A 25,376-nucleotide genomic window follows, 5' to 3' on the forward strand; every position below is an offset into this window, starting at 1 on the left:
GGTGGGCAGCCATCCCCGTGCTGTGGGTAGATCCGGCAGGTGTACCCGCACGCCGCGCCCGCCGCCTACCGTCGGGGACGTGGAGAGCCTCGGAGCGTTCCTGAAGAGCCGCCGGGACCGGGTCACCCCGGCCCTGGTCGGCCTGCGCACCCACGGCTCCGCCCGCCGCGTGCCCGGCCTGCGCCGCGAGGAGCTCGCCCAGCTCGCAGGGGTGAGCGCGGGGTACTACACGCGCCTGGAGCAGGGGCAGGCCGAGTCGGCCTCCGCTCAGGTCCTCGACGCACTCGCGCGGGCGCTCCAGCTGGACGGCGTCGAGACCGCCCACCTGCACAACCTCGCGCGCCAGCCCTCCGGCGGGCGCCTGTCCGAACCGCCCCCGGAGGATCCCCACCCCCGCGTCCTCGCGCTTCTGCAGGCCCTCGGCGACACGCCCGCGATCGTGCTGGGCCGGCGCGGCGACGTCCTCGCCTGGAACCGCGCCGGGCACGCGCTGCGGGCCGAGCACGTCGACTTCGAGGCACCGGCGGACCCGGACCGGCGGCCGTCGGTCCCGCGGATGTTCTTCCTCGATCCACTCACCCGCGACATGCACCGCAACTGGTCAGAGGTCGCCCGCGCCCACATCGCGTTCCTCCGGCTCACCGCGGGCCGCTACCCCACCGACGCGCGTCTCGCCGAGCTGATCGGGGAGCTCTCGATGCGCAGCCCCGAGTTCGCCACGATGTGGGCGGAGGGCGAGGTCGCCGACTGCACGGTCGGCACCATGGAGCTGCGGCACCCCACCGTCGGCGACGCCAGCGTCACGTACCAGGTGTGGCTGCAGCCCGACAGCCCCGACCACCGGCTCGAGATCTACACCCCGGACGACCCGGCCTCCGCCGACGCGTTGCAGGTCCTCGTCGGGGGCTGGTGAGCACGGCCTCGAGCACGCGAGGATCGACGCCTGAGGGGTCAGGAAAGCCACATTCAGGGCCTCTCCGGCCCTGAATGTGGCTTTCCTGAACTTCCCCGGGCGAGCCTCAGAGAGCCGCCAGCACGCTCGCCAGGAGCGCCGCCCGCTCGGGGAGCGTCGCCAGCTCGATCCGCTCGTCCGGGGCGTGGGCGCCGCCACCCAGGGGGCCGAACCCGTCGAGGGTGGGGATGCCCGCAGCACCCGGGGTGTTGGTGTCGGCCCCGCCCGCCGCCGGGCGGCCGGTGACCTCCTGCCCCACGGCGGCGCCGGCCGCGGCCACCCGGGCGAGCAGGTCGTCGTCGGTCTCGGACCAGGCCGGGCGGCTGGTGAGCGTCCGCACGGTGACCTCGGCGCCCGCGCGCACGGGCGTGAGGCGCCCGAGCGCGGCGAGCACGCGGTCCTGGGTGGCGGTGTCGGTGAACCGCAGGCCGATGTCGGCGCAGGCCTGGTCGGGCACCACGTTGGTGCGCCCTCCCCCGTCGACGGTGCCGACGTTGCACAGCACGGTCGGCTCGGCCGCCATGATCTCGCGGACCGCGAACAGCTGGTCCACCAGCTCGTCGACCGCGGACACCCCGGACTCCGGGTCGAGCGCGGCGTGCGCGGACCGGCCCCGGACCTCGATCCGCACGCGCGTGCTGCCCAGGCGAGCCGACTTCAGCGCGCCGCCGGGGTGCGGTGACTCCAGGCCGAGCACGGCGACGGCCCCCGCCACGTGCTCCTCCACGAGCGGGCGCGCCGTGGGGCTGCCGACCTCCTCGTCGGCCACCACGACGAGGCGCACGGGCCGGGCGGGCGCCACCCCGCACTCCCGCAGCACCGCGAACGCCGTCTCGGCGACCACCAGGCCGCCCTTCATGTCGTAGACGCCGGGTCCGCGCAGCACGCCGTCGGCCGCCGCCACCGGCATGGTCTCGAGGGTGCCGCGGGGCCACACGGTGTCGTGGTGGCCCAGCAGCAGCACGTGCGGCCCGTCGCCCTCGCCCCATCGGGCCACGAGGTGATCACCGGTCTCGCGCGCGACCCGCTCGGTACGGGCCCCCAGCTCCCGGTAGCGCTCCTCGAGGACGTCCGCCAGCGCGTTGAGCTCCTGCGCGTCGCCGGTGGGGGTCTCGTGCCGGGCGTACGCGATGAGCCTGGCCTGCGCGTCGTCGGCGAGAGCGGCGGCGACACCGGTGAAGTCGGGCATGGATACGGACTATATCTTTGCGGACGTCCGGTTGACAGCCTGCAGTTTCATCGGTAGGACCGTCACGCATACATTGAGTATCACCGTTTGGAGCGCCATGCCCGGGATCACCGCCCGGCCCTTCGCCACCGCTGCGGAGCGGCTCGCGGCCGTCCGGCTCTACCGCGAGGTGTTCGGCCTGCCCGGCGACGACCCGGCGTTCACGCCGAAGCTGCTCGCCGCGCTGCAGCACACCGGCGGGTCGGCCGTGGGCGCCTTCGACGAGGACGACCGGCTGGTCGGGTTCACGTACGGCTTCGTGGGCCTCGACCACGGCACGCCCTACCACTACTCGCAGACGGCGGCGGTGGATCCGGCCGCGCAGGGCCGCGGCGTGGGCCGTCAGCTCAAGCGGGCGCAGGCCGAGGTGGCGCGCCGGGCGGGCGTGCGCACGATGCGGTGGGCGTTCGACCCCCTGCAGGCCCGCAACGCCCACTTCAACCTCGACGTGCTCGGCGCCGTCGGTCGCTGGTTCCACCGCGACTACTACGGCCTGCAGGACCACAACGGTCGCACCGACCGGATCGTCGTCGAGTGGGACCTCTACGCGCACGACCACGCGCCGGTCCCGCCGCTTCCCGCGGACGTGCCGGAGTGGGGCCGGTCCCGGCGGGAGGGCGACGCCTGCTGGCTCGCGGTGCCCGCGGACGGCGGCGCGCTACGGGGCATGGACCCGGGCGACGCGCTCGCCCTGCGGGACCGCGTGGCCGACGAGCTCGACGCGCTGCTCGGCGCGGGCCGGGTGCTGCGGTCGTGCCGGCGGGTGGACGAGCGCACGGCGCTGTACTGCGCGGGAGCGTCGTGACCGTCGAGAACACGCAGGACAACAAGCAGCTCAGCAGTCCCGACGAGCGGTACGGCGCGCGCCTGCAGCGCCGGTCCACGGCCACCGCGCTGCTGCAGCAGGTGGTGGCCCAGGAGACGGCGAACCTCGCGGCCACCCTGGAACGCCTGCAGGCCGACGGCTCGCTGGAGCAGGCCGCCCGCCGGATCGTCGCGGCCAAGCGGCGGTTCGTCACGGGCGGGTCGAAGTCGTGGTCCTACGCGTCGCTGCTGGCCACGGACCTGTCGGCCAGCATGGCCAACGTCACCCTGATCGACGGCACGGTGGTGCGGGGCGTCGACGTGCTTTCCGACGTGCGGCCCGGCGACGTGCTCGTCGCGTTCTCGCTGCGCCGCTACGCCCGCTCGACCATCGCGATCGCCGAGGAGTTCGCCGCGGCGGGCGGCACGGTCGTCGGGGTCACCGACGACGCCTGCAGCGCGGTGGCGCGGCTGTCCGACGTCGCGGTGGTGGTGAGCACCGACAGCGCGTCCTACGCCGACTCCCCCACCGCCGTCGCGGCTGTCGTGCACATCCTCGCCACGCTCGCCGCGGCCAGCGCGAAGGGCGCCCGGCGCCGGCTCGCGCGCCGTGACGTGCTCACCGCCCGCCTGGGCGTCTACGCGGACGGAGACTGAGGTGCGGATCGATCGGATCGAGCTGCTGCAGGTGCAGCTGCCGCTGGTGCACGAGTTCGAGACGAGCTCGCACCGCAAGTCCGCCCTGGAGCACGTGCTGGTGCGCGTCGAGGACGGGGGCGGCGCCGTGGGCTGGGGCGAGATCGCGTCGCCGTCCGGGCCGTTCTTCACCGCCGAGACCGTGGAGACGTGCTGGGCGATCGGCTCGGCGTTCCTGCTGCCCGCGCTGCTGGGTGAGTCGTGGGAGCACCCCACCGAGGTGCCCGGCCGGTGGGCGAAGGTCCGGGGCAACGAGTTCGCCAAGGCCGGGTTCGACATGGCGTGCTGGTCACTCTGGTCGGCGGCGAAGCGCGAACCCCTGGCCGGGGCGCTCGGCGGGGAGCGGCGCACCGTCGTCGCCGGGGTGAGCCTGGGCATCGAGCCCACCGTCGACGCGCTGGTGGCCCAGGTGCGCAAGCAGGTGGACGCCGGCTACCCGCGGGTGAAGCTGAAGATCGCGCCGGGGTGGGACGTGGCCCCCGTGACCGCGGTGCGCGCCGCGTTCCCCGACCTCGCGCTGCACGTCGACGCCAACGGCGCCTACACCGAGGCCGAGGAGCACCTCGCGGCACTGCGCGCCCTCGACGGCGCCGGGCTCACCATGATCGAGCAGCCGTTCGCGCCGCGCGACCTCATGGCCGCGGCCCGGCTGCAGGCCACGATCGACACCCCGATCTGCCTCGACGAGTCGATCGTCGACGGCCACGACCTGGAGACCGCGCTGGCCGTGGGCGCCTGCCGGGTGCTCAACATCAAGGTTTCGCGGATGGGCGGGCTCACCGCCGCCGTGGCCGCGCACGACCGCGCCCGCGCGCACGACGTGCCGGTCTGGTGCGGCGGGATGCACGAGTTCGGTGTCGGCCGCGCCGCCAACGTCGCGCTGTCCAGCCTGCCCGGATTCGTCCTGCCGTCGGATGTCTCCGGTTCCGACAAGTACTACGCGCGCGACGTGGTGGACCCACCGATCCGCGCCGACGACGGCATCGTCGCCGTGCCGTGGGACTCCCCCGGCCTCGGGCACGACGTCGACGAGGACTTCGTGCGGGCACACGCCACGCGCGTTCACGAGGGGATCCGATGAGCGAACAGATCGAACGGACCGAGCGCGCCAACGCCTACGAGCTGGAACAGGGCCGCGGCCGGCGCATCGTCACCAATGCGATCGCCGTCGCAGGCCTCGTCATCTGCGCGATCGCGGGCTTCGGGGCCGAGGCGCCCACGCTCTGGGGCGTCGTGCCGATCGCGATGTACGCGGTGCTGTGCCTGCTCGGCATGGACCTCGTGATCGCCACCGTGGTGAGCCTGGTGGGCGGGGTGCTCATCGCCCAGCAGACGCCGGCCGAGTTCGGGAAGCTGCTCGGCGAGTCGATGGGCGACCTCGTCACCACCATCGGCGTGATCATCATGCTCGGCGCGGGTGTCGGGGAGGTGCTGCGCGTCACCGGCGTGGCCCACACGATCGTCCACTGGGTGCTGCGGGTGGCAGGCCAGCGCAGCCAGCGGGCCGTGCTGCTGGGCGTGATGCTGTCCTGCCTGGTGCTGGTCACGAGCCTGGGCACGCTCGCGGGCGCGCTCGCGATCTCGGCGCCGATCCTGCTCCCCGTGGCCGCGCGCGTGGGCTTCACGCGCTCCGCCACCGCCGCGATGATGTTCGTCGGCGGCTGTGCCGGGCTCGCGCTCGCTCCGTTCGCCGGCTCGAACGTCGCGATCATGGAGGCCGCGGGCGTCGGCTACCTGACCTACCTGCAGTACGGCGCGGCGCCGATCGCGGTGCTGTCGCTGGTCGTCGCGATGGTCGTGGTGCCGTGGATCCAGCGGCGCAGCGCGCGCACCGACGACTTCTACACCGACGCCGACCTCGAGACCGAGCAGGAGGGGGTGCCCGCGGGCGCGGGCCGGGCCACCGCGGTGTTCCTCCTGCTGCTGGTCGCCACCGTCGTCTACGCGACGGTCACCGCGGCCGGCACCTCGTTCCCGCTGCTCGCGCTGCCGCTGCTGGGCATCGCCACCGGCGTGGCCGCCCGGCTGCCCGCCACCGAGATCGCGCGGCACCTCTACCGCGGCGCGGCCCGGCTGGTGAGCATCTTCCTGCTGTTCTGGCTGCTCGCGGCGCTGTTCCTGGTGATCGACGCCCTGAAGCCCTACGACGTCGTGCTCGAGGTGTTCGGGCCGCAGCTGCAGAGCGCGTCGGGCGTCGGGTTCGCCGTCGCGATCGCGCTGCTCGGCTGGGTGGGCGTCCCCGGGGCCACCGCGGCCCAGGTGGTGCTCCTGGACCAGGTGTTCGGCGACCTCGCCACCACCGTCGGGCTCGGCTCGGGCGCCTGGGTGATCGTGCTGCTGTGGGCGTCGAAGGCCGACACCTACGGGCCGTTCCCCAACGCCAACATGGTCGGCGCGATGGGCCTCGCCCGGTCGACGAACCTGAGATCGTTGCTGCTCACCGGGTGGATGGTGCTCATCCCGGCGTCGTTGATGTACGTCGCGATCCTGGCGGTGCTCGCATGAGCGACCTCGTCATCGCGGGCGGCACGGTCGTCGACGGCACGGGCGCCCCCGAGCGCGTGGCCGACGTCGGGATCACGGCGGGCCGGGTGGACGCCGTCGCCGCGCCGGGCACGCTCGACGGCACGCGGATCGACGCCGACGGGCTCGTGGTCTGCCCCGGCTTCATCGACCTGCACTCCCACGCCGACTTCAGCGTCACCGGGCACCCGGGCGCCGACACCGCCGTGACCCAGGGCGTCACCACGCTGGTCACCGGCAACTGCGGGTGGTCGCCGTTCCCGGTGGGCGACCTCGCCGAGCTGCGGGCGGCGTCGGCGTTCCTGAAGGGTGAGCTCGACTGGACCTGGACCGACGCGGCCGGGTACGCCGACGCGGTCGACGCCGCGCGGCCCGCGGTGAACCTCGCCCTGCAGGTGGGGCACTCGGCGCTGCGCCTGGCCGCCATGGGCGGCGCCGAGCGCGCGCCGTCGGCCGACGAGCTGGAGCGGATGGGCACGCTGCTCGCCGAGGCGGCCGTGCAGGGCGTCTGGGGGTTCTCCACCGGCCTGATCTACGCCCCCGGCGCCTACGGCGACGCGGCCGAGGTCACGGCCCTGGCCCGCGTGGCCGCCGCGCACGGCCTGCTCTACTCCACGCACATGCGCAACGAGGCCGACGCGCTGCTCGACGCCGTGCGCGAGGCCGTCGCCACCGCCCGGGAGACCGGGGTGCGGCTGGAGATCTCCCACCTCAAGGTCATGGGCCGCACCAACCACGGCGCCGTCACCGAGGCGCTGGCGATCATCGACGCGGCCCGCATCGAGGGCGTGGACGTCGCCTGCGACGTCTACCCCTACACGGCCTCGTCCACCACGCTGACCTCCCGGCTGCCCGCCTGGGCCCTCGACGGCGGAGTGGAGCGGATGCTGGAGCGGCTCGCCGACGGCCCCACCCGCGAACGCGTCGCGGCCGGGCTGCGCGAGCGCATGGCCCGCGACGTCGACCCGGAGGGCGTGGTGATCGCCGACCTGCCGCCGGGACCGTTCACCGCCGCGCGCGGGCGCAGCGTCGCCGACATCGCCCGCGACCTGGGCACCGACCCCGCCGACGCCGCGCTGCGCGTGCTCGCGGGCCACCGGGGCGCGGTGTCGATCGTGAACCACGCGATGGCCGCCGCCGACGTGCGCACGGTGCTGCGCCACCCGGCCTCGAGCGTGGCCAGCGACGGCTGGGAGCTGCGCCCCGACGGCCCCGGCCGGCCGCACCCGCGAAGCTTCGGCACGTTCACCAAGGTCCTGGGGCCACACGTGCGCGACGGCGACCTCCCGCTCGCCGCGGCCGTCCACAAGATGACCGGGCTGCCCGCCGCCCGGCTCGGCATGACCGACCGCGGCGTCCTACGCCCCGGTGCCGTGGCCGACGTCGCCGTGCTCGACCCGGCCACGGTGACCGACCGCTCCACCTACGACGACCCGTGGCAGCTCTCGACGGGCGTCCAGCACGTGCTGGTGGCAGGCGACCAGGTGCTGTCCGACGGTGCCCTCACAGGAAGGCGCCCCGGGAAGGTCCTCCGCCGCCCCGCCCCCGAACGCCGGCAAGGTGGCTTTACTGGCGCAATCCGCCAGTAAGGCCACCATGCTGTCACTCCTGACCGGAGGCTGCCCGTGAGCTCGTCCGTATCGGACGTCAACATCTACACGCTCGACATGTCCCGGCGGCAGGCCGTGGCCGCCGCAGCGCTCTACGCCGTCGCGCTGGTCGCGAGCACCGTCGTGGCGGTGCAGACCGACCAGCCGGGGCTGTGGGGCATCGTGCCGGTCGTCGTGTACGCGGGGCTCGCGCTGCTCGGCGTCGACATGGTGCTCGCCACCCTGGGCGCGGTCGTCACCGCCGTGGTGCTCACCCGCTCCACACCCGCGGAGCTCGGGCCGGTGCTGCTCGAGTCGATGGGTTCGCTGGTCGCGCTGCTCGGCGTGATCATCCTGCTCGGTGCGGGCCTCGGGGAGGTGCTCAAGCGCACCGGGGTGGCCGAGTTCATCGTGCTCAGCGTGGTGCGCGGGGTCGGCCTCACCACACAGCTGCGTGCCCAGTTCGGCGTGATGGTGGCCTGCACCGTGCTCGCGGGGGCGCTCGGCACGCTCGCCGGATCCGTCGCGATCGTCGCGCCGATCGTGATCCCGCTGCTCGCCGCGCTCGGGTTCTCCACCACGGCCACGGCGGCGATGTTCTTCTTCAGCGGCCTGGCCGGGCTCACGCTCAGCCCGTTCGCACCGATCACCGCGAGCATCTACGGCGCGGCGGGGGTCAGCTGGATCGGTTACGTCCTCGCCGCGGGCCTGCCCATCGCGGCCGTGATGTTCGGCGCGGGCTTCCTGTCGGTGCGCTGGAACCAGCGCCGCACCGCGCAGGCGTTCCCCTACCCGCCCGAACGCGCCGTCGACCTCGACGACGCGCACGACCCCGTACCCGGCGCCCGGCGCACCACCGCCGCGTTCCTGATCGCGTTCGTCGCGCTGGTGGTCTACAGCGGCGTCACCGCGGCGGGAGCCACGTTCGTGCCGGTCGCGCTGATCCTGCTCATCGCGGTCGCCGGGCTCGCCGCCCGCCGGTCGATCGGTGAGCTCATGGGCGCCGTCTACGCGGGCGCGAGCCGGCTGCTCGGCATCTTCTTCCTGTTCTTCCTGCTCGCCGTGCTGTTCACGCTCGTCGACTCGATGGGCGTCTACGACGGCGTCGCGGAGCGGTTCGCGCTCTCCTCGCTCGGCCCCTACCTGTTCTGCCTGGTCGTCGTGCTGATCGGCTGGGTCGGTGTGGCCGGGGCGGCGGCCGCGCAGGCGGTGCTGGTGAACCAGGTGTTCGGCCCGCTCGCCGTCGCGCTCGGCGTGCCGCCCGCGGCGTGGAGCCTCGTGCTGCTCGCCGGTGCGCAGACCGACGGGCTGGGCCCGTTCCCCAACCCTGACATGATCGGCCAGATGGGTCTGGCGGAATCGCGGTCGCTGCGCTGGCAGCTGTTGTCCTCGTACCTGGTGCTCGTGCCCGTGGTGGTGGTCTACGCCGTGCTGCTGGCGGTGTACCTGTGAGCGCGGCCGACGTGCTCGCCACCCTCGCCGACGGCGCGTCCGCGCAGGTGGCGGGCGAGGTGCTCGGCACGCCGCAGTACGGCGGGGCGCCGCTGCGGGCCACGGCGGCCCGGCGCGGCGCCGCCCGGCTGCGGTGCGCGTCGGTGCTCAAGCCGCTGGTGGTGTGGGTGGCGGCGGGTGGCCGCTCCGAGGACGGCGAGCGCGCGATCCGCTACTCCGACAACGCCGCCACCCAGCGCCTCTGGCACGGCGGTCCGCCGCCACGGATCCTCGACCGGCTGGCGGGGTCCACGGGGGTGCGCTGGCGGCAGGCGGGCGCCGACCCGAGCTGGTTCGGCGGGGTGGAGGTGAGCGCCACCGAGCTGGTCACGGCCTACGGGGCGCTCGCACGCGACCCGTCGGCGGCGCGGGTCCTGGACTGGATGCGCGCGGTGGCGCCCGAGCAGGCCTTCGGCGTGCCGGGGGCGGTGGCCGACACGTTGGGGGTGCCCGCGGGCGACGTCGCGGTGAAGGCGGGCTGGATCGGCCACCCCGACGAGACCGTGCTGCGCACCCACGCCGTCGCCGTGGCCGAGCGGGACGGCGAGATCGTGGTGGTCGCCGCCCTGACCGCCCTCCCCTACCCGGCCGACCGGGAGCGCTACCAGGAGGACCTGCGCGCCGGGCGGCCCGTCGTCGACGTGCACGAGGCGCTCGCCGGGCAGCTGCTGCGCGACCTGCTCGCGGCGACCTGCCGCGACCTGGCCCGTCTGGGCGGCCGGTAGCAGCGGCCCGCGCGCCCGAACGGGATCTTCGGCGCGCGAAACGGGGGACTCACCCGGCAGAATGCGAGACTCGCCGAACCCGGGCGCGAGTCCCGCGTTCCAGCGCGCGAGTATCGCGTCTCGCGCTGATCTGCCGCAGCTGTGAATCTCCTACGAGGACGCCCAGCACGGCTCCATCGGCGCTCGCGACCACTCATGATGGCGCCCACTCGACGGGTCGGGAGGGGCGCGGATGGACCGAGGGCGCGCGGGCGGGGCATTGGTGGGCCGGCTCCTCCGGTTGGTCGGCTCGCGGCCGCTCACCAGCTACGTCGTGATGACGTTCGCCCTGTCCTGGGTGTGGTTCGGACTGGCGCTCGGCGTCTGGGGGCTGCCGTTGCAGGGTGCGGCCGGATTCCTGGGCACGCTGCTCGGCCCGTGCCTCGCGGGGTTCGCCCTGACAGCGCTCCTGCGCGGGTGGGCGGGGGTGCGCCACCTGCTGCGCCGGCTCGTCCTGTGGCGGGTGGCGCCGGGGTGGTACCTGATCGCGGTGCTCGCGTGGCCCGCGCTGCTGGTCGCGGCCGTCCTCGCGCTGCCGGGCAGCCCGCAGGCAGGCGGCCCCCCACCGGTCCTGTCCGCAGCGGGCTTCCTGGGGCTCTACCTCTCGATCCTCGTCTTCGGTGGTCCCTTGGGCGAGGAACCCGGCTGGCGCGGCTTCGCCCTGCCCGGACTGCAGGAGCGGTGTGGGCCGTTGGTGGGGGCGCTCCTGCTGGGAGTGCTGCACGGCACCTGGCACCTCCCGATCTACCTGCTGATCCCCGGTTACAACGGCGCACCGCCCGGCCTCGCGGCGGCACTCGGGCAGTTCCTGCTCTTCGTCGTCGGGGTCACCGCGGGCTCGGTCGCCGTCACCTGGCTGTTCAACAACACCCGCGGGAGCCTCCTGATCGCGGTGCTCCACCACGCTGCCACCAACACCGCGGGCATCGTCGTGAGCGCGGTCCTCCCCGGTACGGCCGTGCTCCCCGCCCTCGGCGAGGTCCGCCTCCCGCTGCAGATCGCCGCCGCACTGTTGATCATCGCCGCGACGCGCGGCCGACTGTCGTACGAGCGCTACCGGCGCGAGACCGCCGCCGACGGGCCCTGGCCGCAGGCGTCCGGTGAACCGCGGGGCACGACCAGCCCGGCGCGGTGATCACCCGGGGAGCGGACGGGCGGCGGCCGATGCTCAGGCCGGGACCGGAAGCCCCCGGAATGCGGCGTTCGGCCCACGGAAACGGGGATCTCGCGCGGCAGAATGCGAGACTCGCCGGGACCATCGGTGGAGGGCGTCATGGGCGACGTGGTGGAGAGCCGCACCGACCGGTTCTTCAAGATCGCGCTGGTCCTGAAGGGTCTGGACGGCGCCGTCGAACTGGTCGCCGCCGCGGTGCTGCTGCTGGTGCCCGCCGCAGCGCTGAACCAGCTGGTGGCCGAGATCGTGAGCCACGACCTGGTCGGCCCGCCAGACGGCTTCCTCGCCCGCCACCTCGTGGCCGGCACCGCGGAGTTCGCGTCGGGCAACCGCACCTTCGTGCTCGTCTACCTCGCGCTGCACGGCATCCTGAAGGTCGGGCTGGTGGTGGCGCTGCTGACCCGGTACCGCCCCGCCTACCCGGTGGCCGTCGTCGTGCTCGCCGTCCTGATCGCGTTCGAGGTGACCCGCGCCGTGCGCACCGGGTCGGCGGTGCTGCCGTTCGCGGCCGCGCTCGACATCCTGATCCTCGTGCTGGTCGTGCGGGAGTACCGCGCGATGGGGCGATGATCACCCGAGCGGAAGGGATCTTCGGCGCGCGAAACGGGGGACTCGCCCGGTTGGATGCGAGACTCGCCGCAACCCGGCCGCGAGTCCCCCGTGCCAGCAGGCGAGTCTCACGTTCCAGCGCGCGAGGACACGTGGCAGACAGGGTGCGGCCGATGCTCAGGCCAGGGCGGCCGCCACCACCTCCTGCGCCTCCTCCTGGATCCGGGCCAGGTGGTCGGGGCCGCGGAAGCTCTCGGCGTAGACCTTGTAGACGTCCTCGGTGCCCGACGGGCGCGCGGCGAACCAGCCGCCCTCCGTCACGACCTTCAGCCCGCCGAGCGGGGCGCCGTTGCCCGGCGCGTGGGTGAGCCGGTCGGTGATCTTCTCGCCGGCCAGCTCGGTGGCGCGCACGTCGTCGGCGGAGAGCTTGCCGAGCTTCGCCTTGTCCTCGGGGCTGCAGGCCACGTCGGTGCGGGCGTAGGCGGGCTCGCCGAACCGCTCGGTGAGCTCGCGGTAGCGGTCGCTGGGCACACTCCCCGTCACCGCGGTGATCTCGGAGGCGAGCAGCGCGAGGATGATCCCGTCCTTGTCGGTGGTCCACACCCCGCCGTCGGTGCGCAGGAAGGACGCGCCCGCGCTCTCCTCGCCGCCGAACCCGATCGAGCCGTCGAGCAGGCCGGGCACGAACCACTTGAACCCGACGGGGGTTTCCACCAGCTTGCGGCCCAGGTCGGCGGCCACCCGGTCGATCATCGACGAGCTGACGGCCGTCTTGCCCACGCCCGCGTCGGCCGACCACCCCGGGCGATGCGCGTACAGGTAGCCGATCGCGACGGCGAGGAAGTGGTTGGGGTTCATCAGGCCGTCGACCGTGACGATGCCGTGCCGGTCGGAGTCGGCGTCGTTGCCGGTGGCGATGCGGAACTCGCCGCGCCGCCCCACCAGCGAGGCCATCGCGTACGGCGACGAGCAGTCCATCCGGATCTTGCCGTCCCAGTCGAGCGTCATGAACCCGAACTGCGGGTCGACCTCGGGGTTGACGACCGTGAGGTCCAGCCCGTGGCGCTCGGCGATCGCGCCCCAGTAGGCCACGCTCGCCCCGCCCATCGGGTCGGCGCCGATGCGCACGCCCGCCGACCGGATCGCGTCCAGGTCCACCACCGAGGGCAGGTCGGCGACGTAGGCGCCGAGGAAGTCGTGGCGGGCCAGGCCCGCCCGGTCGATCGGAGTGCGCCGCACCCCGGCCAGGCCCGCGCGCAGCAACTCGTTGGCGCGGTCGGCGATCCAGGACGTGGCATCGGTGTCGGCCGGGCCGCCGTTGGGCGGGTTGTACTTGAAGCCGCCGTCCGACGGCGGGTTGTGCGAGGGCGTGACGACCACGCCGTCGGCGAGCCCGCCCGTGCGGCCGCGGTTGTGGGTGAGGATCGCGTGGGAGACGGCCGGGGTGGGCGTGAACGCGTCGTCGGCGTCGGCGAGCACGTGCACGCCGCCCGCCTGGAACACCTCGATGGCGGTGACCCACGCGGGCTCGGACAGCGCGTGGGTGTCGCGCCCGATGTAGAGCGGCCCGTCGGTGCCCTGCTGCGCCCGGTACTCGCAGATGGCCTGGCTGGTGGCGGCGATGTGCGCGTCGTTGAACGTGGTGCGCAGCGACGAGCCCCGGTGCCCGGACGTCCCGAACGCCACGCGCTGCGCCGGGTCGTCCGGGTCGGGGGTGCGCTCGTCGTACGCGGCGAGCAGGGCCTCGACGTCGACGAGGTCCTCGGGCTGCGCGGGGGTTCCGGCGCGGGGATGGTTCGGCATGTCGCACTCCCGGTTCGCGGCGGGGTCTCCGCGCTCACCATGCCACCGCGGCGGACGAACGGCACTTCCGTACGCGCGGCGCCACCGGGAGGCAGTCCCCCCACACGCCCATGATCGGCGGACCGGCGCGTTCTCCGACGGGATGCGTCGGGTTCCGCGCCGAAACAACGATCATGCTCCCGGGCGGGCGGCCGATGCCGCGTGTGATCAGCGCGAGCCGCACACCGGAGCTGTCACAGCCGCCGTGAGGTCCTGCTCGCCTGGAAGCGGTCCGCGTGCTCGGCCACCCACCGGTCGAACGTGCGGGCCGGGTGGCCGGTCACCCGTTCCACGGTGTCGACCACGGTCGTCGCGTCGGCGCCGGGCGCGGCGTACCAGCCGATGACGAACTCGGCGTCGGCCCGGGACACGCCCGTGGCCACGAGCCGCTCGACGGCCTGCTCGTGCGTGATCGGCACGAACGTGATGTCGCGGCCGACCACCCGGGACAGGATCGCGATCCGTTCCCGCGAGGTGAGCGCCTCGGGCCCGGTGAGGTTGTAGGCGCGCCCCGCGTGGCCGTCCTCGAGCAGCGCGACCGCGGCGACCTCCCCGATGTCGGCCGGGTGCACCAGCGCGCTGGGGAAGTCGTAGGGCTCCCGCACGACCCCCTCGTCCCGGATCGCGTCTGCCCAGGTCAGCGTGTTGGACATGAATTCCTGCGGCTCCAGGCGCGTCCACTCCACGCCCGACTCCGCCACCGCCTGCTCGACCGGGCCGACGAAGCCGCCCCAGACCACCGTGATGCGCCGGACCCCCGCGTCGACCGCGCGGCGCACCAGCTCGGGCCCGACCTCGGCGAGCCCCGCGGTGACGGTGACGTGCAGGCGGTCGACCCCCTCGAGGGCGGGGCCCAGCTCCGCCGGTGCCGTGTGCGTGCCGGCGACGACCTCGGCCCCCGCCGGGAACCTCGTCGCCACCGGGTTCCGGGTGAGTGCGCGGACGTGTTCGCCCCGGCGGACCAGTTCCGCGACGACGTGGCGCCCCGTGTTGCCGGTGGCGCCCGTGACCAGCGTCGTCATGTCGATCTCCTCTCGCCGCGGACGACGCTAGGAGCTCGACCTGACTTCAGGTCAAACCTATGCGGAGAGCGGGCGGCGCTGCTGCGGGATGCGCAGGTGCAGCGGGAGGTGCGCCGTGCGGGGCGCGTCCGTGGTGAGGTGGTAGTGGCCACCCCGGGAGCGCGCGCAGAGGTAGGAGCGCAGCGGCCGGGCCCCGAGCGCCTCCAGTTCGCGGGCGGCGGCCTCGGCGTCCTCGCGGGTGGAGTAGATGACCTTGCCGTCGGAGCCGGGCCGCGGCAGCGCCCGGCCCTCGGCCTCGGCGCGGCTCGGCCGGCAGAAGATGGGTCGCCCCGCCTTGGTGAGGCGGCCGTGGCGGGCGAGGACCTCGGCACGCGCCGCGTCCCGCACCCCGCGCTGCTCCGGCACCATCGGTCCGGTCGTCGCGTCGCTCCTGTCGGCGCTCATCCGACCCCTCCTCCGCGTCCTGTACCCGGTGATCGCGCAGGGCACAGCTTTCCGTTAGCCGGGCCGCAGCGGGATGACACCATCGTGTTGTTTCGCGCCGATGATCACGGTGGGTGACCGCCCGGCCCGGCATTCGATCACCGTGCGTGCCGCGCCGCGCGCCTCCGCCTCACGTTCGGTCACTTGTGGAAAACTCGTCCGCCCGCACCCGGGACCGTCACCGCCCGCCCCTAACGTGTGCGCAGAAGTGAACGAGGGGGCAGCCATGTGGCATCTGCACCGCGCCGAGCGCGCCGACACGCTCGCCCGCGCCCTCGGCGAGCTGCTGGCCGAACCGCCTGCCGACCCGTTCACCACCGAGGTCGTCGCGGTCCCGGCCCGGGGGGTGGAGCGGTGGCTGGCCCACCGCCTGGCCCACCGGCTCGGCGCGGCGGGCGCCGCCGACGGCGTGTGCGCGGGCGTGGCCTTCCCGGCCCCGGCGGCGGTCGTCGCCGAGGTCGTCGCGGCCGCCACCGGCGTGCACCCCGACGACGACCCCTGGCAGCCCGAGCGCGCGGTGTGGCCTCTGCTCGAGGTGATCGACGCGAGCGTCGGTGAGCCGTGGTGCGCGCCGCTGGGCGCCCACGTCGGCGACGCGACCCGGGGCCGTCGCTACGCCGTGGCGCGCCACCTCACCGACCTGTTCGCCTCCTACGCCACCCACCGCCCGGAGATGCTCAGGGCATGGCTGGCCGGGGCCGGGGAGCCGCAGGAGCGCGCGGCCGACCTCGCCTGGCAGGCGGAGCTGTGGCGGCGGCTGCGCGAGCGCGTCGGCGCCCCGTCGCCCGCCGAGCGGCTGGCCACGGCCTGCGCGGCGCTGCGGGCCGACCCGCAGGTGGTCGCGCTGCCCGAACGCGTGTCGGTGTTCGGCCCCACCCGGCTGCCCGCCGAGCACCTCGCGGTTCTGGGGGCGCTGGCGGAGCACCGCGACGTCCACCTCTGGCTCCCCCACCCGTCCCCCGCGCTGTGGGCAGCGATCACTCCCCCGCCCGAGGTCCCGGCCCGCCGCGCCGACCCCACGGCGAGCACGCCGCGCCACCCGCTGCTGAGTTCGCTGGGCCGCGACGCCCGCGAGCTGCAGCTCCGGCTGCCCACGGAGTGCGAGGACGTCCACCACGCCGAGGCCGACCACTCGCCCGCCACGCTCCTGCAGCAGCTGCAGGCCGACCTGCGCCACGACCACACGCCCGACGGCGCGTTCGCGCTGCGGCCCGACGACCGCAGCGTGCAGGTCCACGCCTGCCACGGGCCCGACCGCCAGGTCGAGGTGCTGCGCGAGGTCGTGCTCGGGCTCCTGGAGGCCGACCCCACGCTGGAGCCGCGCGACATCCTGGTGATGTGCCCCGACGTCGAGGCGTTCGCCCCGCTGGTCTCGGCCAGCTTCGGGCTCGCCGACGGGCCCGACGCCCACCCCGGGCAGCGCCTGCAGGTGCGACTGGCCGACCGCGCGCTGCGCCAGGTCAACCCGCTGCTCGACACGGTGTCGCAGCTGCTGGAGCTGGCCGACGCGCGCGCCACCGCCTCCCAGCTGCTCGACCTGCTCGGCACCGCGCCCGTGCGCAGGCGGTTCGACCTCGACGAGGCCGACCTCGAACGGCTGCGCGAGCTCGTGCTGCGCTCCGGTGTGCGGTGGGGGCTCGACGGCGCCCACCGCGCGCCGTTCCAGCTCGACGGGTTCCCGCAGAACACCTGGTCGGCAGGCCTGGATCGGCTGTTGCTCGGCGTCACCATGTCGGGCGCCGAGCACCACTGGCTCGGCACGGCGCTGCCGCTCGACGAGGTCGAGTCGGGCGACGTGGCGCGGGTCGGCAGGCTCGCCGAGTTCGTCGACCGGGTCGCCGCGGTCCTCGCCGGGCTCTCCGGGCGCCAACCGCTCGCGCGCTGGGTGGAGGTGCTGCAGGAGGCGCTCGACGCGCTCACCCTCGTCACCGGCACCGACGAGTGGCAGGGCACGCAGGCACGGGCCGAGCTCACGGCGGCCGTCCACGCCGCCGGGCCGCACGCCACCACCGTCGAGCTCGAGCTGGCCGACGTCCGCGGCCTCCTGGGCGAGCGGTTGCGGGGCCGGCCCACCCGCGCCAACTTCCGCACCGGCACCCTCACCGTGGCCACGCTGGTGCCGATGCGGTCGGTGCCCCACCGCGTGATCTGCCTGCTGGGCCTCGACGACGGCGTGTTCCCGCGGGCGGGCGTGCCCGACGGCGACGACCTGCTCGCCCGCGACCCGCTCGTCGGCGAGCGCGACCCGCGCAGCGAGGACCGCCAGCTGTTCCTCGACGCGATCTGCGCCGCCACCGAACACCTCGTGGTGGTGCACTCCGGCGCCGACGAGCGCAGCGGCGCCCGCCGCCCGCCGGCCGTGCCGCTCGGGGAGCTCCTCGACGCCGTGGCGGCCACCGCGGGGCCGGAGGCGCTCGACCAGGTGGTGGTGCGCCACCCGCTGCAGCCGTTCGACCCGCGCAACTTCACCGGGCAGCGCCCGTTCAGCTTCGACCGCGCCGAGCTCGCCGGGGCCGTGGCGGCGGCCGGGGCGAAGTCGCCGCCCGCGCCGTTCCTCGCCGCGCCGCTGCCCCCGCCGGACGACGACTCGGTGGTCGCGCTCGACGAGCTCGTGTCGTTCGTGGAGCACCCGGTGAAGGAGTTCCTGCGCCAGCGCGTGGGCCTGTCGCTGTTCACCGCCGAGGAGCAGGACACCGACGCGTTGCCGGTCGACCTCGACGGGCTGGCGCAGTGGAACGTCGGCGACCGGCTGCTGCGCGACCGGCTGGCCGGGCGGCCGCTCGACCGGTGCCGCCAGGCCGAGTGGCGCCGCGGTGAGCTGCCGCCGGGGGCGCTGGGCGAGCAGGTGCTGCACAAGGTGCTCGACGACGTCGAGCCGATCGTCCTGGCGGCGCGGCCCTACCTCACCGGCGAGGCGGGCGACCGCGACGTCGACGTCGTGCTGCCCGACGGCACCCGCGTCGTGGGCACGGTCGGCGGGCTGCACGGCAGCGTCCTGCTGCGCGTCGAGTACTCGCGGCTCGCGCCCAAGCAGCGGATCCGGGCGTGGGTGCGGCTGCTCGCGCTCACGGCCACCACCCGCGAGCCGTGGCGGGCGGTCACGATCGGGCGCGGGCAGAAGTTCGGGCTCGCGATGGCCACGGCAGGCCCCCTCGACCCCGACCGCGCCACCGCCGAGCTCGCGCAGCTCGTGGCGCTGCGGCGCGAGGGCCTGCGCGAGCCGCTTCCGTTGCCCACGGTCACCGGCGAGACCTACGCCACGCGGCGACGTGGTGGCGCCGACCCGGCGGGCGCGCTCGACGAGGCCCTGCGCCGGTGGACCTCGGGCGCGGGCGCCGAGCGGGCCGACACCGCCCACACCCGTGCCTGGGGCCCCGCCGCCGGCCCGGAGGTGCTCAACACGCCCGGGCCACCGGGGGGCGAGCCCACCCGGTTCGGCACGCTCGCGGTGCAGGTGTGGTCCCCGCTGCTCACGGCCGAGGATCTGGTGCGCCTGTGACCAACGTGATCCCGTTCCCCGCCCCGGTGCTCGCGCCGGCCGCGTTCGACGTGTGCGGCGAGCTGCCCAGCGGCACCACCGTGCTCGAGGCGAGCGCGGGCACCGGCAAGACCTTCACGATCGCGGCGCTCGCCACGCGCTACGTCGCCGAGGGCCACGCCGCCCTGCCCGAGCTCATGCTCGTCACGTTCGGCCGGGAGGCCACACAGGAGCTGCGCGAACGCGTGCGGGAGCGCCTCGTCACGGCCGAGCGCGGCCTGGCCGATCCGGCGGCGGCGCGCGCAGGGAGCGACTCGGTGCTCGCGATGCTCGCCGACGCGCCCGACACCGAGGTCGCGCGGCGGCGGGCCCGGCTCGCCCGCGCGCTCACCCAGTTCGACGCCGCCACCATCGCCACCACCCACCAGTTCTGCCAGCAGATGCTGGCCGGGCTCGGCGTGGCGGGCGACGGCGACCGCGACGCGGTGTTCGTGGAGTCGATCGACGACGTCATCGAGGAGGTCGTCGACGACTTCTACGTGCGCAAGTACGGGGCGCGGGGTGCCGGCAACCCGGCGTTCACCCGGGCCGAGGCGCTCGCGCTGGCCCGCCGCGCCGTGCACGACGGGCAGGCGCGGCTCGAACCGCGCGACGCGGAGCCGGGCAGCACCGCCCAGGTGCGGTACCGGTTCGCCACCGCGGTGCGGGGCGAGGTGGCGCGCCGCAAGCGGGTGCGGCGCATCTACACCTACGACGACATGCTCACCCGTCTTGCCGACGCGCTGGCCGACCCGGCGCGCGGTGCGGCGGCCCGGCTGCGGTCCCGGTTCCGGGTGGTGCTGGTCGACGAGTTCCAGGACACCGACCCGGTGCAGTGGCAGATCCTGCGCCAGGCGTTCCACGGTTCCACCACGCTGGTGCTGATCGGCGACCCGAAGCAGGCGATCTACGCGTTCCGCGGGGCCGACGTGGTGAGTTACCTCGACGCCACCGAGGCCGCCCACCACCACGCCACGCTGGCGCGCAACTGGCGCAGCGACGCGGTTCTGCTGGACGCCCTCGACACGGTGTTCAACGGCGCCGCCCTGGGCGACTCGCGCATCACCGTGCACCCGGTCGAGTCGGCCCACCCGGGCAGCCGGTTGCGCGGCGCGCCGGTCGACACCCCGTTCCGGCTGCGCGTGGCGTCGCGCGCCGGGCTGCCCACGGCGCCGCGGCGCGACCTCGCCGTCGTCGGCCCGGCCCGCGAGGTGGTGGCGCGCGACGCGGCGGCCGACATCGCCACGCTGCTGGCGAGCGACGCCACGATCAGCGGGGAGCCGATCGCGCCCGGCGACGTCGCGGTGCTGGTGCGCACCAACGACCAGGGCGCGATGATCCGCCAGGCCCTGGCCGCGGTGGGGGTGCCCGCGGTGCTGTCGGGCACCGCGAGCGTGTTCGGCACCCCGGTGGCCGCGGAGTGGCTCACGCTCCTGGAGGCCCTCGAGCAGCCGCGGGCGGCCCGGGTGCGGGCGGCGGCGCTCACCCCCTTCCTCGGCCGCACGGTCGCGGAGCTGTGCGGGCCGAGCGCCGATGCGCTGCTCGACGAGGTGGGCGCCACCCTGCGCACGTGGGCCGCGGTGCTGCACGAACGCGGTGTGGCGGCGCTCCTGGAGGCCGTCACCACCGGCACCGGGCTGCCGGGCAGGCTGCTCGGGGTGGCCGACGGCGAGCGGCTGCTCACCGACCTGCGCCACATCGCCCAGACGCTGCACGCGGCCGCGGTGTCCGAGCACCTCGGCCCGGCCGCGCTGGTGGAGTGGCTGCGCCACCGCATCGCCGACGCCGCCCAGGACGTGGTGGTGGAACGCAGCAGGCGGCTGGAGTCCGACGCCGCGGCCGTGCAGATCATCACGATCCACCGCAGCAAGGGGCTCGAGTTCCCGATCGTCTACGTGCCGTTCGCCTGGGACCGCAACGTCCGCGACCCGGACGTTCCGCTCCTGCACGACCACACGGGCGCCCGGGTGCTCGACGTCGGTGGCGAGTCCGGCGAGGGGTGGAAGGAGCGGGTGGCCCGCCACCGCGCGGAGGAGGCGGGCGAGGACCTGCGGCTGCTCTACGTCGCGCTCACGCGGGCTCGCTGCCAGGTGGTCACGTGGTGGGTGCCGGCCACCACCACGGCCACCTCGCCGCTGCACCGGTTGCTGATCGGGCGCCCCGACGCGGGCCGCGACCCTGCGGAGACCTACCGCGTGCCCGCCGACAACGCCGCGCTCCACGCGCTGCGCGAGCTCGCGGGCAGCCGGATCGCGGTGGAGGAGATCGGGTTCACGCAAGCGGCGCTCACGTTCTCCGCTGGCGGGTCCGCGGGCGGCGAGCTGCGCGCCGCGGAGTTCTCCCGCAGGCTCGACATCGCCTGGCGCCGCACGTCCTACAGCGCGCTCACGGCCACGGCGGGCCACGGCCACGGGCCGGGTGTCGGCAGCGAGCCGGAGGCGCCGGGCATCGAGGACGAGGCGGCCGTCGAGCTGGCGCCGGATGCCGACGAGGAAAGCGCGGAGGAGGGGATCGCGGTGCCGTCCCCGATGGCCGACCTGCCCCTCGGCGCGGGCTTCGGCACGCTGGTGCACGGCATCTTCGAGGCGGCCGACCTCACCGCCCCCGACCTGCTCGGTGAGCTCACCGCCCGGGCCCGGGAGCAGCTCGTGCACCACCCCGTGCCCGGGGTCGACGCCGATGCGCTCGCCGCGGCGCTGCTGCCGGCGGCCCGCACCCCGCTCGGCCCGCTCGCGGGCGGCCTGCGCCTGGCCGACATCGCGCCCCGCGACCGCCTCGCCGAGCTCGACTTCGAGCTCCCGCTGGCCGGTGGCGACTCCCCCGGCTCACCGGTCGCCCTCGGGGCGATCGCGCCGCTGCTGCGCAGGCACCTGCCTGCCGACGACCCGCTGCACCCCTACCCCGACGCGCTGGCCGGGCTGGAGGAGCAGCCGCTGCGGGGCTACCTCACCGGGAGCATCGACGCCGTGCTGCGGCTGCCCGGCTCCCGGTTCGCCGTGGTCGACTACAAGACCAACTGGCTGGGCCCGATGGGGCCCGACGGGCGTGAGCCGCTCACGTCCGCCCACTACGGGCCGGCCCGGCTCGCGGAGGCGATGATCGCCGCCCACTACCCGCTGCAGGCGCTGCTCTACAGCGTGGCCCTGCACCGGTACCTGCGGTGGCGGCTGCCCGGCTACGAACCGGAGCGCCACCTCGGCGGTGTGCTGTACCTGTTCGTGCGCGGGATGTGCGGCCCCGACACCCCCGCCGTCGACGGCGTGCCGTGCGGCGTGTTCAGCTGGCGCCCGCCCGCCGCGCTCGTGGAGGAGCTGTCGCGGCTGCTGGACGGGGGCGGGGCATGACCACCACCGTCGACGTCGGCGACGCTCGGCTGGCGCGTCGCGCCGACGGGCTGCTCGGCGTCTTCAACACCGCGGGCGTGCTCGACCCCGCCGACGTGCACGTGGCCGCCCGGGTGGGGCGGCTGTCCGGGGAGGCCGACGAGCACGTCCTGCTCGCCGTGGCGCTCGCGGTGCGCGCGGTGCGGCTGGGGTCGGTGTGCGTCGACCTGTCCTCGGTGAGCCACACCGTGCTCGGCGAGGGCGACGAGCTGGTCGACGTCTCGGCGCTGCCCTGGCCCGGTCCGGAGCGCTGGGTCGCGGAGTGCGCGGCGAGCCCGCTGGTCGCCCACGGCGCCGACGCCCCCGGCGGCCGGCCGCTGCGGCTGGTCGACGGCCTGCTCTACCTGGAGCGGTATTGGGGCGAGGAGGAGCTGGTCCGCCGCTCGCTCACCGAGCGGGCCGCAAGCCGCCCGCCGGAGGTCGACATCGACCGGCTGAAGGCAGGTCTCGACCGGCTCTTCTCCGCACCCGGGTCGGAACGCCAGCGGCTCGCGGCGGCCGTGAGCGTCCTGCGGCGGGTCACGGTGCTGGCGGGCGGGCCGGGCACCGGCAAGACCACCACGGTGGCGCGCCTGCTCGCGCTGCTGCACGACCAGCCGGGCCCGCCGCCGCGGGTGGCGCTCGCCGCGCCCACCGGCAAGGCGGCGGCGCGGCTGCAGGAGGCGGTGGCGGCCGAGCTGCCCGCCGAGCTGCGCGCCCACACCCCCGAGGCCGCCACCCTGCACCGCCTGCTGGGCTGGCGCCCGGGTGGGCGCTTCCGCTACGGCCGGGCGCAGCGGCTGCCCTACGACGTGGTGGTGGTCGACGAGACGTCGATGGTGTCGCTCACCCTGATGGCCCGGCTGCTGGAGGCCGTGCGCACGGAGTCGCGGCTCGTCCTGGTGGGCGACCCCGACCAGCTGGCCTCGGTCGAGGCGGGCGCGGTGCTCGGCGACCTGGCCCGCGCCCCGGGGCAGCCCGAACCGGCGCTCGACGCGGCGCTGGCCGCCGCGGGCCTGCCCCACGACCTCACCGGCGGCTCCGTGATCAACGGCGTGGTCACCCTCCGGCACGTGTGGCGCTTCGGCGGCGCGATCGCGGATTTCGCCCGCGCGGTGCAGGCGGGCGATGCCGACACGGCGGTGGCGCTGCTGCGCGCGGGCCGTCCCGACCTGGAGTTCGTGGAGCCCGACGACACCACGGGCGTGCGCGGCGACGTCGTCGGCGCCGGCCGCGAGCTCACCGACGCCGCGCTGGCCGGTGACGTCCCCTCGGCGCTCGCGGCGCTCGAACGCCACCGGGTGCTGTGCGCCCACCGGCGGGGCCCGTACGGCGTCACGCGCTGGAGCGGCGAGATCGAGCGGTGGCTGCGGGGTGCCCGGCCCGACGCGCCGACAGGTCCCTGGTACGCCGGGCGGCCGGTGCTCGTCACGGCCAACGACTACGACGTGGGCCTGTTCAACGGCGACACGGGCGTCGCCGTGGCCACCCCGCACGGCCTGCGCGTCGCGTTCGCGCGGGGCGGGGTGCCCACCCTGCACCCGCCCGCCCGGCTGTCCGAGGTGGCCACCGTGCACGCCATGACCGTCCACCGCGGCCAGGGCAGCCAGTTCCGCCGCGTCACGGTGGTGCTGCCGCCCGCGGAGTCGCCGCTGCTCACGCGGGAGCTGCTGTACACCGCGGTCACGCGGGCCGCGGAGTTCGTGCGGGTCGTGGGCACGGAGGAGGCGGTGCGCGCCGCGGTGGCCCGCCCGGTCAGCCGGGCGAGCGGGCTGCGCCACCGGCTGGGGCGCGGCTGAGCGGGTTCACCACCGCCCGGGTGCGCTCCCGGTGATCGCCTCGGAGGGCCTGCCGTCGACGCCGACGGGCACGTCCCCGGCGAGCATCACCCGGTGCATGATCCGCGGCGCGCCGAGGTGGGCGTGGTCGCTGGGGGCGAGGTGGATGGTGGCCCGGTTGTCCCAGAAGGCCACGCTGCCCGGCTCCCAGCGGAACCGCACCGTGTACTCGGGTCGCACGGCCTGCTCGAGCAGCATCTCGAGGATGGCCCGGCTCTCCGCGCGGGAGACGCCGACGATCTGCTCGACGTAGTAGCCGTTGACGTACAGCACCCGCTCCCCGGTCTCGGGGTGGACGCGCACGAGCGGGTGCACCGAGGCCACCTGGTGGTCGAGCAGGTGGCGGACGTAGGCGTCGTCGCCGGGCCGGGGCTGGTAGCCGACGCCGAGCCGGTGCTCGGCCCGCAGCCCGGACACGAACTCCCGCACGGGCTCGGACAGCCCCGCGTAGGCGGCGGCGAGGTTGGCCCAGGTGGTGTCGCCGCCGTAGGGCGGCACGGCCTCGGCGCGCAGGATGCTCGCGGCGGGCGGGTCGACCCGGGCGCCGTGGTCGCAGTGCCAGCCGCGCAGCAGGGAGGAGCGGCGCCGCTGCAGCCACTCGTCGTGCTCCATCCCGTACCGCCCGCCCAGCTCCAACCGGTCGGCGGTGGTCTCGATCTCCGGGAAGCCGGCCGGGGACGCGCTGCCGCGCCGGGGCAGCACCACCGGCTGCCCGAACCGCCGCGCGAACGCCACCTGCCCCGCGTGCTCCAGCCGCTGCCCGCGGAAGAACACCACCTTCCAGCGCAGCACCGCCGCCCGGATCGCCGCGACCTGGTCGTCGTGCAGCTCCTCCGCGAGGTCGACCCCCGTGATCTCGGCACCGATGTGCCCGGCGACCGGCTCCACCCCGATCTGCGTCGCTGCCCGGTCCGTCGTCATGCGCCTCCGTTCGCAGTGCCTGCTCCACCGGGATCGTGGCAGCGTTCGCCGCGGACGGCGACATGCCCCGGAGTCCGCGGCCGACATGATCGGGACTATCGGTTGTCCATTGCTGTTGCCGCAGCCATGGACGACCGAAACTCGCCACCAGGTCGGATCAGGTCGCGGCGCCGCTGCGGGGGCGCGCCCAGCGGCGCAGCGCGTCGATCGTGGTGTCGGGTGAGGTGTTGAAGCAGAACCGGATGCCGGGCACGCGCTCGACGAGCAGGTTCACGGCCCGCTCGAAGAGCAGTGTGTGCTCCTCCGCCATCCGCAGGCCCGCGCCGATCACCACGACGGTCACGTCGTGCTCGGCGAGGCAGGCGCGGATGCGCTGCTCGCCGTCGTCGGGGTCGGCCGACATCAGCCGGCACGGCACGATGTCGAACCCGGCGTCGCGCAGGGCCTGCTCGCCCGCCTCGATGCGCTCCGCGAGCATCTGCTCGGTGATGCCCGGGTAGCGGCTGAAGTCGATCGCGCTCGGGTGCATCCCGAGCGAGAGGACCGTGTCGCCGTCGCTGGTCACGGACTCCCCTTCCGTGGTTTTCTTACACTCGTAAGATAACCGCGGCCCGGTGACCG

19 protein-coding genes are annotated in these 25,376 nt (G+C 75.1%); 13 read left to right on the plus strand and 6 right to left on the minus strand.

Annotated elements, in window-relative coordinates; translation table 11 throughout:
• The first annotated feature begins 79 nt into the window (after positions 1 to 79).
• Entirely contained in the window at positions 80 to 913 is an 834-nt protein-coding gene (locus ACFPL3_RS11440) for a helix-turn-helix transcriptional regulator (RefSeq protein ID WP_343939685.1), read from the plus strand.
• Between the two features lie 106 nt (positions 914 to 1,019).
• On the opposite strand, the gene ACFPL3_RS11445 is transcribed toward ACFPL3_RS11440, so the two are convergent.
• The gene (locus ACFPL3_RS11445) at positions 1,020 to 2,141 is read right to left on the minus strand and encodes a M20/M25/M40 family metallo-hydrolase (RefSeq protein ID WP_343939682.1); all 1,122 of its coding nucleotides are present in this window, start codon (positions 2,139 to 2,141) and stop codon (positions 1,020 to 1,022) included.
• Positions 2,142 to 2,238: 97 nt separating this feature from the next.
• Between ACFPL3_RS11445 and ACFPL3_RS11450 the strand changes: the two genes are divergently transcribed.
• The 9 genes from ACFPL3_RS11450 to ACFPL3_RS11490 all read left to right on the plus strand — a co-directional run bounded on the left by ACFPL3_RS11450 (position 2,239) and on the right by ACFPL3_RS11490 (position 11,791).
• The gene (locus ACFPL3_RS11450) at positions 2,239 to 2,985 is read left to right on the plus strand and encodes a GNAT family N-acetyltransferase (RefSeq protein WP_343939680.1); all 747 of its coding nucleotides are present in this window, start codon (positions 2,239 to 2,241) and stop codon (positions 2,983 to 2,985) included.
• Positions 2,982 to 3,641 carry a MurR/RpiR family transcriptional regulator gene (locus ACFPL3_RS11455; RefSeq protein WP_343939678.1) on the plus strand — a complete coding sequence of 220 codons (660 nt, stop codon included), beginning with the start codon at positions 2,982 to 2,984 and terminating at the stop codon, positions 3,639 to 3,641. The genes ACFPL3_RS11450 and ACFPL3_RS11455 overlap by 4 nt, the downstream gene beginning before the upstream one ends.
• Position 3,642: 1 nt before the next feature.
• The gene (gene menC / locus ACFPL3_RS11460) at positions 3,643 to 4,761 is read left to right on the plus strand and encodes an o-succinylbenzoate synthase (RefSeq protein ID WP_343939676.1); all 1,119 of its coding nucleotides are present in this window, start codon (positions 3,643 to 3,645) and stop codon (positions 4,759 to 4,761) included.
• Complete coding sequence (locus ACFPL3_RS11465; protein ID WP_343939674.1) at positions 4,758 to 6,185, plus strand: Na+/H+ antiporter NhaC family protein; 1,428 nt, start codon at positions 4,758 to 4,760, stop codon at positions 6,183 to 6,185. The genes menC and ACFPL3_RS11465 overlap by 4 nt, the downstream gene beginning before the upstream one ends.
• Positions 6,182 to 7,792 carry an N-acyl-D-amino-acid deacylase family protein gene (locus tag ACFPL3_RS11470; protein ID WP_343939672.1) on the plus strand — a complete coding sequence of 537 codons (1,611 nt, stop codon included), beginning with the start codon at positions 6,182 to 6,184 and terminating at the stop codon, positions 7,790 to 7,792. Before ACFPL3_RS11465 ends, ACFPL3_RS11470 begins: the two co-directional genes overlap by 4 nt.
• Positions 7,793 to 7,828: 36 nt before the next feature.
• Positions 7,829 to 9,244 (plus strand): Na+/H+ antiporter NhaC family protein, encoded by a 1,416-nt coding sequence (locus tag ACFPL3_RS11475; RefSeq protein ID WP_343939670.1) that lies wholly within the window; start codon positions 7,829 to 7,831, stop codon positions 9,242 to 9,244.
• Positions 9,241 to 10,008 (plus strand): hypothetical protein, encoded by a 768-nt coding sequence (locus tag ACFPL3_RS11480; protein WP_343939668.1) that lies wholly within the window; start codon positions 9,241 to 9,243, stop codon positions 10,006 to 10,008. Before ACFPL3_RS11475 ends, ACFPL3_RS11480 begins: the two co-directional genes overlap by 4 nt.
• Before the next feature lie 232 nt (positions 10,009 to 10,240).
• Positions 10,241 to 11,182, plus strand: a complete 942-nt coding sequence (locus ACFPL3_RS11485) for a CPBP family intramembrane glutamic endopeptidase (RefSeq protein WP_343939666.1) — start codon at positions 10,241 to 10,243, stop codon at positions 11,180 to 11,182.
• 138 nt (positions 11,183 to 11,320) lie between these two features.
• A complete protein-coding gene (locus ACFPL3_RS11490; RefSeq protein ID WP_343939664.1) occupies positions 11,321 to 11,791 on the plus strand; it encodes a DUF2127 domain-containing protein in 471 nt (156 codons plus the stop codon).
• Between the two features lie 156 nt (positions 11,792 to 11,947).
• Here the strand turns inward: ACFPL3_RS11490 and pgm are convergent, their stop codons facing one another.
• The 3 genes from pgm to ACFPL3_RS11505 all read right to left on the minus strand — a co-directional run bounded on the left by pgm (position 11,948) and on the right by ACFPL3_RS11505 (position 15,078).
• Positions 11,948 to 13,573 (minus strand): phosphoglucomutase (alpha-D-glucose-1,6-bisphosphate-dependent), encoded by a 1,626-nt coding sequence (gene pgm, locus ACFPL3_RS11495; protein ID WP_343939662.1) that lies wholly within the window; start codon positions 13,571 to 13,573, stop codon positions 11,948 to 11,950.
• 233 nt (positions 13,574 to 13,806) lie between these two features.
• Positions 13,807 to 14,634 (minus strand): NmrA family NAD(P)-binding protein, encoded by an 828-nt coding sequence (locus ACFPL3_RS11500; protein WP_343939660.1) that lies wholly within the window; start codon positions 14,632 to 14,634, stop codon positions 13,807 to 13,809.
• A gap of 57 nt (positions 14,635 to 14,691) precedes the next feature.
• Positions 14,692 to 15,078, minus strand: coding sequence for a hypothetical protein (locus ACFPL3_RS11505; RefSeq protein ID WP_343939658.1), 387 nt, complete (start codon positions 15,076 to 15,078; stop codon positions 14,692 to 14,694).
• 265 nt (positions 15,079 to 15,343) lie between these two features.
• Between ACFPL3_RS11505 and recC the strand changes: the two genes are divergently transcribed.
• Genes recC through recD form a run of 3 tightly spaced genes read left to right on the plus strand, consistent with a single transcriptional unit; the run spans position 15,344 to position 23,795 of the window.
• Positions 15,344 to 18,616, plus strand: a complete 3,273-nt coding sequence (gene recC / locus ACFPL3_RS11510) for an exodeoxyribonuclease V subunit gamma (protein ID WP_379588881.1) — start codon at positions 15,344 to 15,346, stop codon at positions 18,614 to 18,616.
• Entirely contained in the window at positions 18,613 to 21,978 is a 3,366-nt protein-coding gene (locus ACFPL3_RS11515; protein ID WP_343939652.1) for a UvrD-helicase domain-containing protein, read from the plus strand. The genes recC and ACFPL3_RS11515 overlap by 4 nt, the downstream gene beginning before the upstream one ends.
• Complete coding sequence (gene recD, locus ACFPL3_RS11520) at positions 21,975 to 23,795, plus strand: exodeoxyribonuclease V subunit alpha (protein WP_379588883.1); 1,821 nt, start codon at positions 21,975 to 21,977, stop codon at positions 23,793 to 23,795. The genes ACFPL3_RS11515 and recD overlap by 4 nt, the downstream gene beginning before the upstream one ends.
• A 6-nt stretch (positions 23,796 to 23,801) precedes the next feature.
• On the opposite strand, the gene ACFPL3_RS11525 is transcribed toward recD, so the two are convergent.
• Positions 23,802 to 24,755 carry a TauD/TfdA dioxygenase family protein gene (locus tag ACFPL3_RS11525; RefSeq protein WP_343947146.1) on the minus strand — a complete coding sequence of 318 codons (954 nt, stop codon included), beginning with the start codon at positions 24,753 to 24,755 and terminating at the stop codon, positions 23,802 to 23,804.
• A gap of 157 nt (positions 24,756 to 24,912) precedes the next feature.
• Positions 24,913 to 25,320: a hypothetical protein gene (locus ACFPL3_RS11530; protein ID WP_343947145.1), complete on the minus strand. Its 408-nt coding sequence runs from the start codon at positions 25,318 to 25,320 to the stop codon at positions 24,913 to 24,915.
• Between the last annotated feature and the right edge of the window lie 56 nt (positions 25,321 to 25,376).

The sequence above is a fragment of the Pseudonocardia zijingensis genome (genome assembly GCF_042657305.1).
GTDB lineage: Bacteria > Actinomycetota > Actinomycetes > Mycobacteriales > Pseudonocardiaceae > Pseudonocardia > Pseudonocardia zijingensis.

What these genes read in the sequence shown, in the direction of transcription:
- ACFPL3_RS11445 (WP_343939682.1), bottom strand. Translation starts at nt 2,141, where the DNA reads ATGCCCGACTTCACCGGTGTCGCCGCCGCTCTCGCCGACGACGCGCAG.
- ACFPL3_RS11450 (WP_343939680.1), top strand. Translation starts at nt 2,239, where the DNA reads ATGCCCGGGATCACCGCCCGGCCCTTCGCCACCGCTGCGGAGCGGCTC.
- ACFPL3_RS11465 (WP_343939674.1), top strand. Translation starts at nt 4,758, where the DNA reads ATGAGCGAACAGATCGAACGGACCGAGCGCGCCAACGCCTACGAGCTG.
- ACFPL3_RS11470 (WP_343939672.1), top strand. Translation starts at nt 6,182, where the DNA reads ATGAGCGACCTCGTCATCGCGGGCGGCACGGTCGTCGACGGCACGGGC.
- ACFPL3_RS11485 (WP_343939666.1), top strand. Translation starts at nt 10,241, where the DNA reads ATGGACCGAGGGCGCGCGGGCGGGGCATTGGTGGGCCGGCTCCTCCGG.
- ACFPL3_RS11490 (WP_343939664.1), top strand. Translation starts at nt 11,321, where the DNA reads ATGGGCGACGTGGTGGAGAGCCGCACCGACCGGTTCTTCAAGATCGCG.
- pgm (WP_343939662.1), bottom strand. Translation starts at nt 13,573, where the DNA reads ATGCCGAACCATCCCCGCGCCGGAACCCCCGCGCAGCCCGAGGACCTC.
- ACFPL3_RS11500 (WP_343939660.1), bottom strand. Translation starts at nt 14,634, where the DNA reads ATGACGACGCTGGTCACGGGCGCCACCGGCAACACGGGGCGCCACGTC.
- ACFPL3_RS11505 (WP_343939658.1), bottom strand. Translation starts at nt 15,078, where the DNA reads ATGAGCGCCGACAGGAGCGACGCGACGACCGGACCGATGGTGCCGGAG.
- recC (WP_379588881.1), top strand. Translation starts at nt 15,344, where the DNA reads ATGTGGCATCTGCACCGCGCCGAGCGCGCCGACACGCTCGCCCGCGCC.
- recD (WP_379588883.1), top strand. Translation starts at nt 21,975, where the DNA reads ATGACCACCACCGTCGACGTCGGCGACGCTCGGCTGGCGCGTCGCGCC.
- ACFPL3_RS11525 (WP_343947146.1), bottom strand. Translation starts at nt 24,755, where the DNA reads ATGACGACGGACCGGGCAGCGACGCAGATCGGGGTGGAGCCGGTCGCC.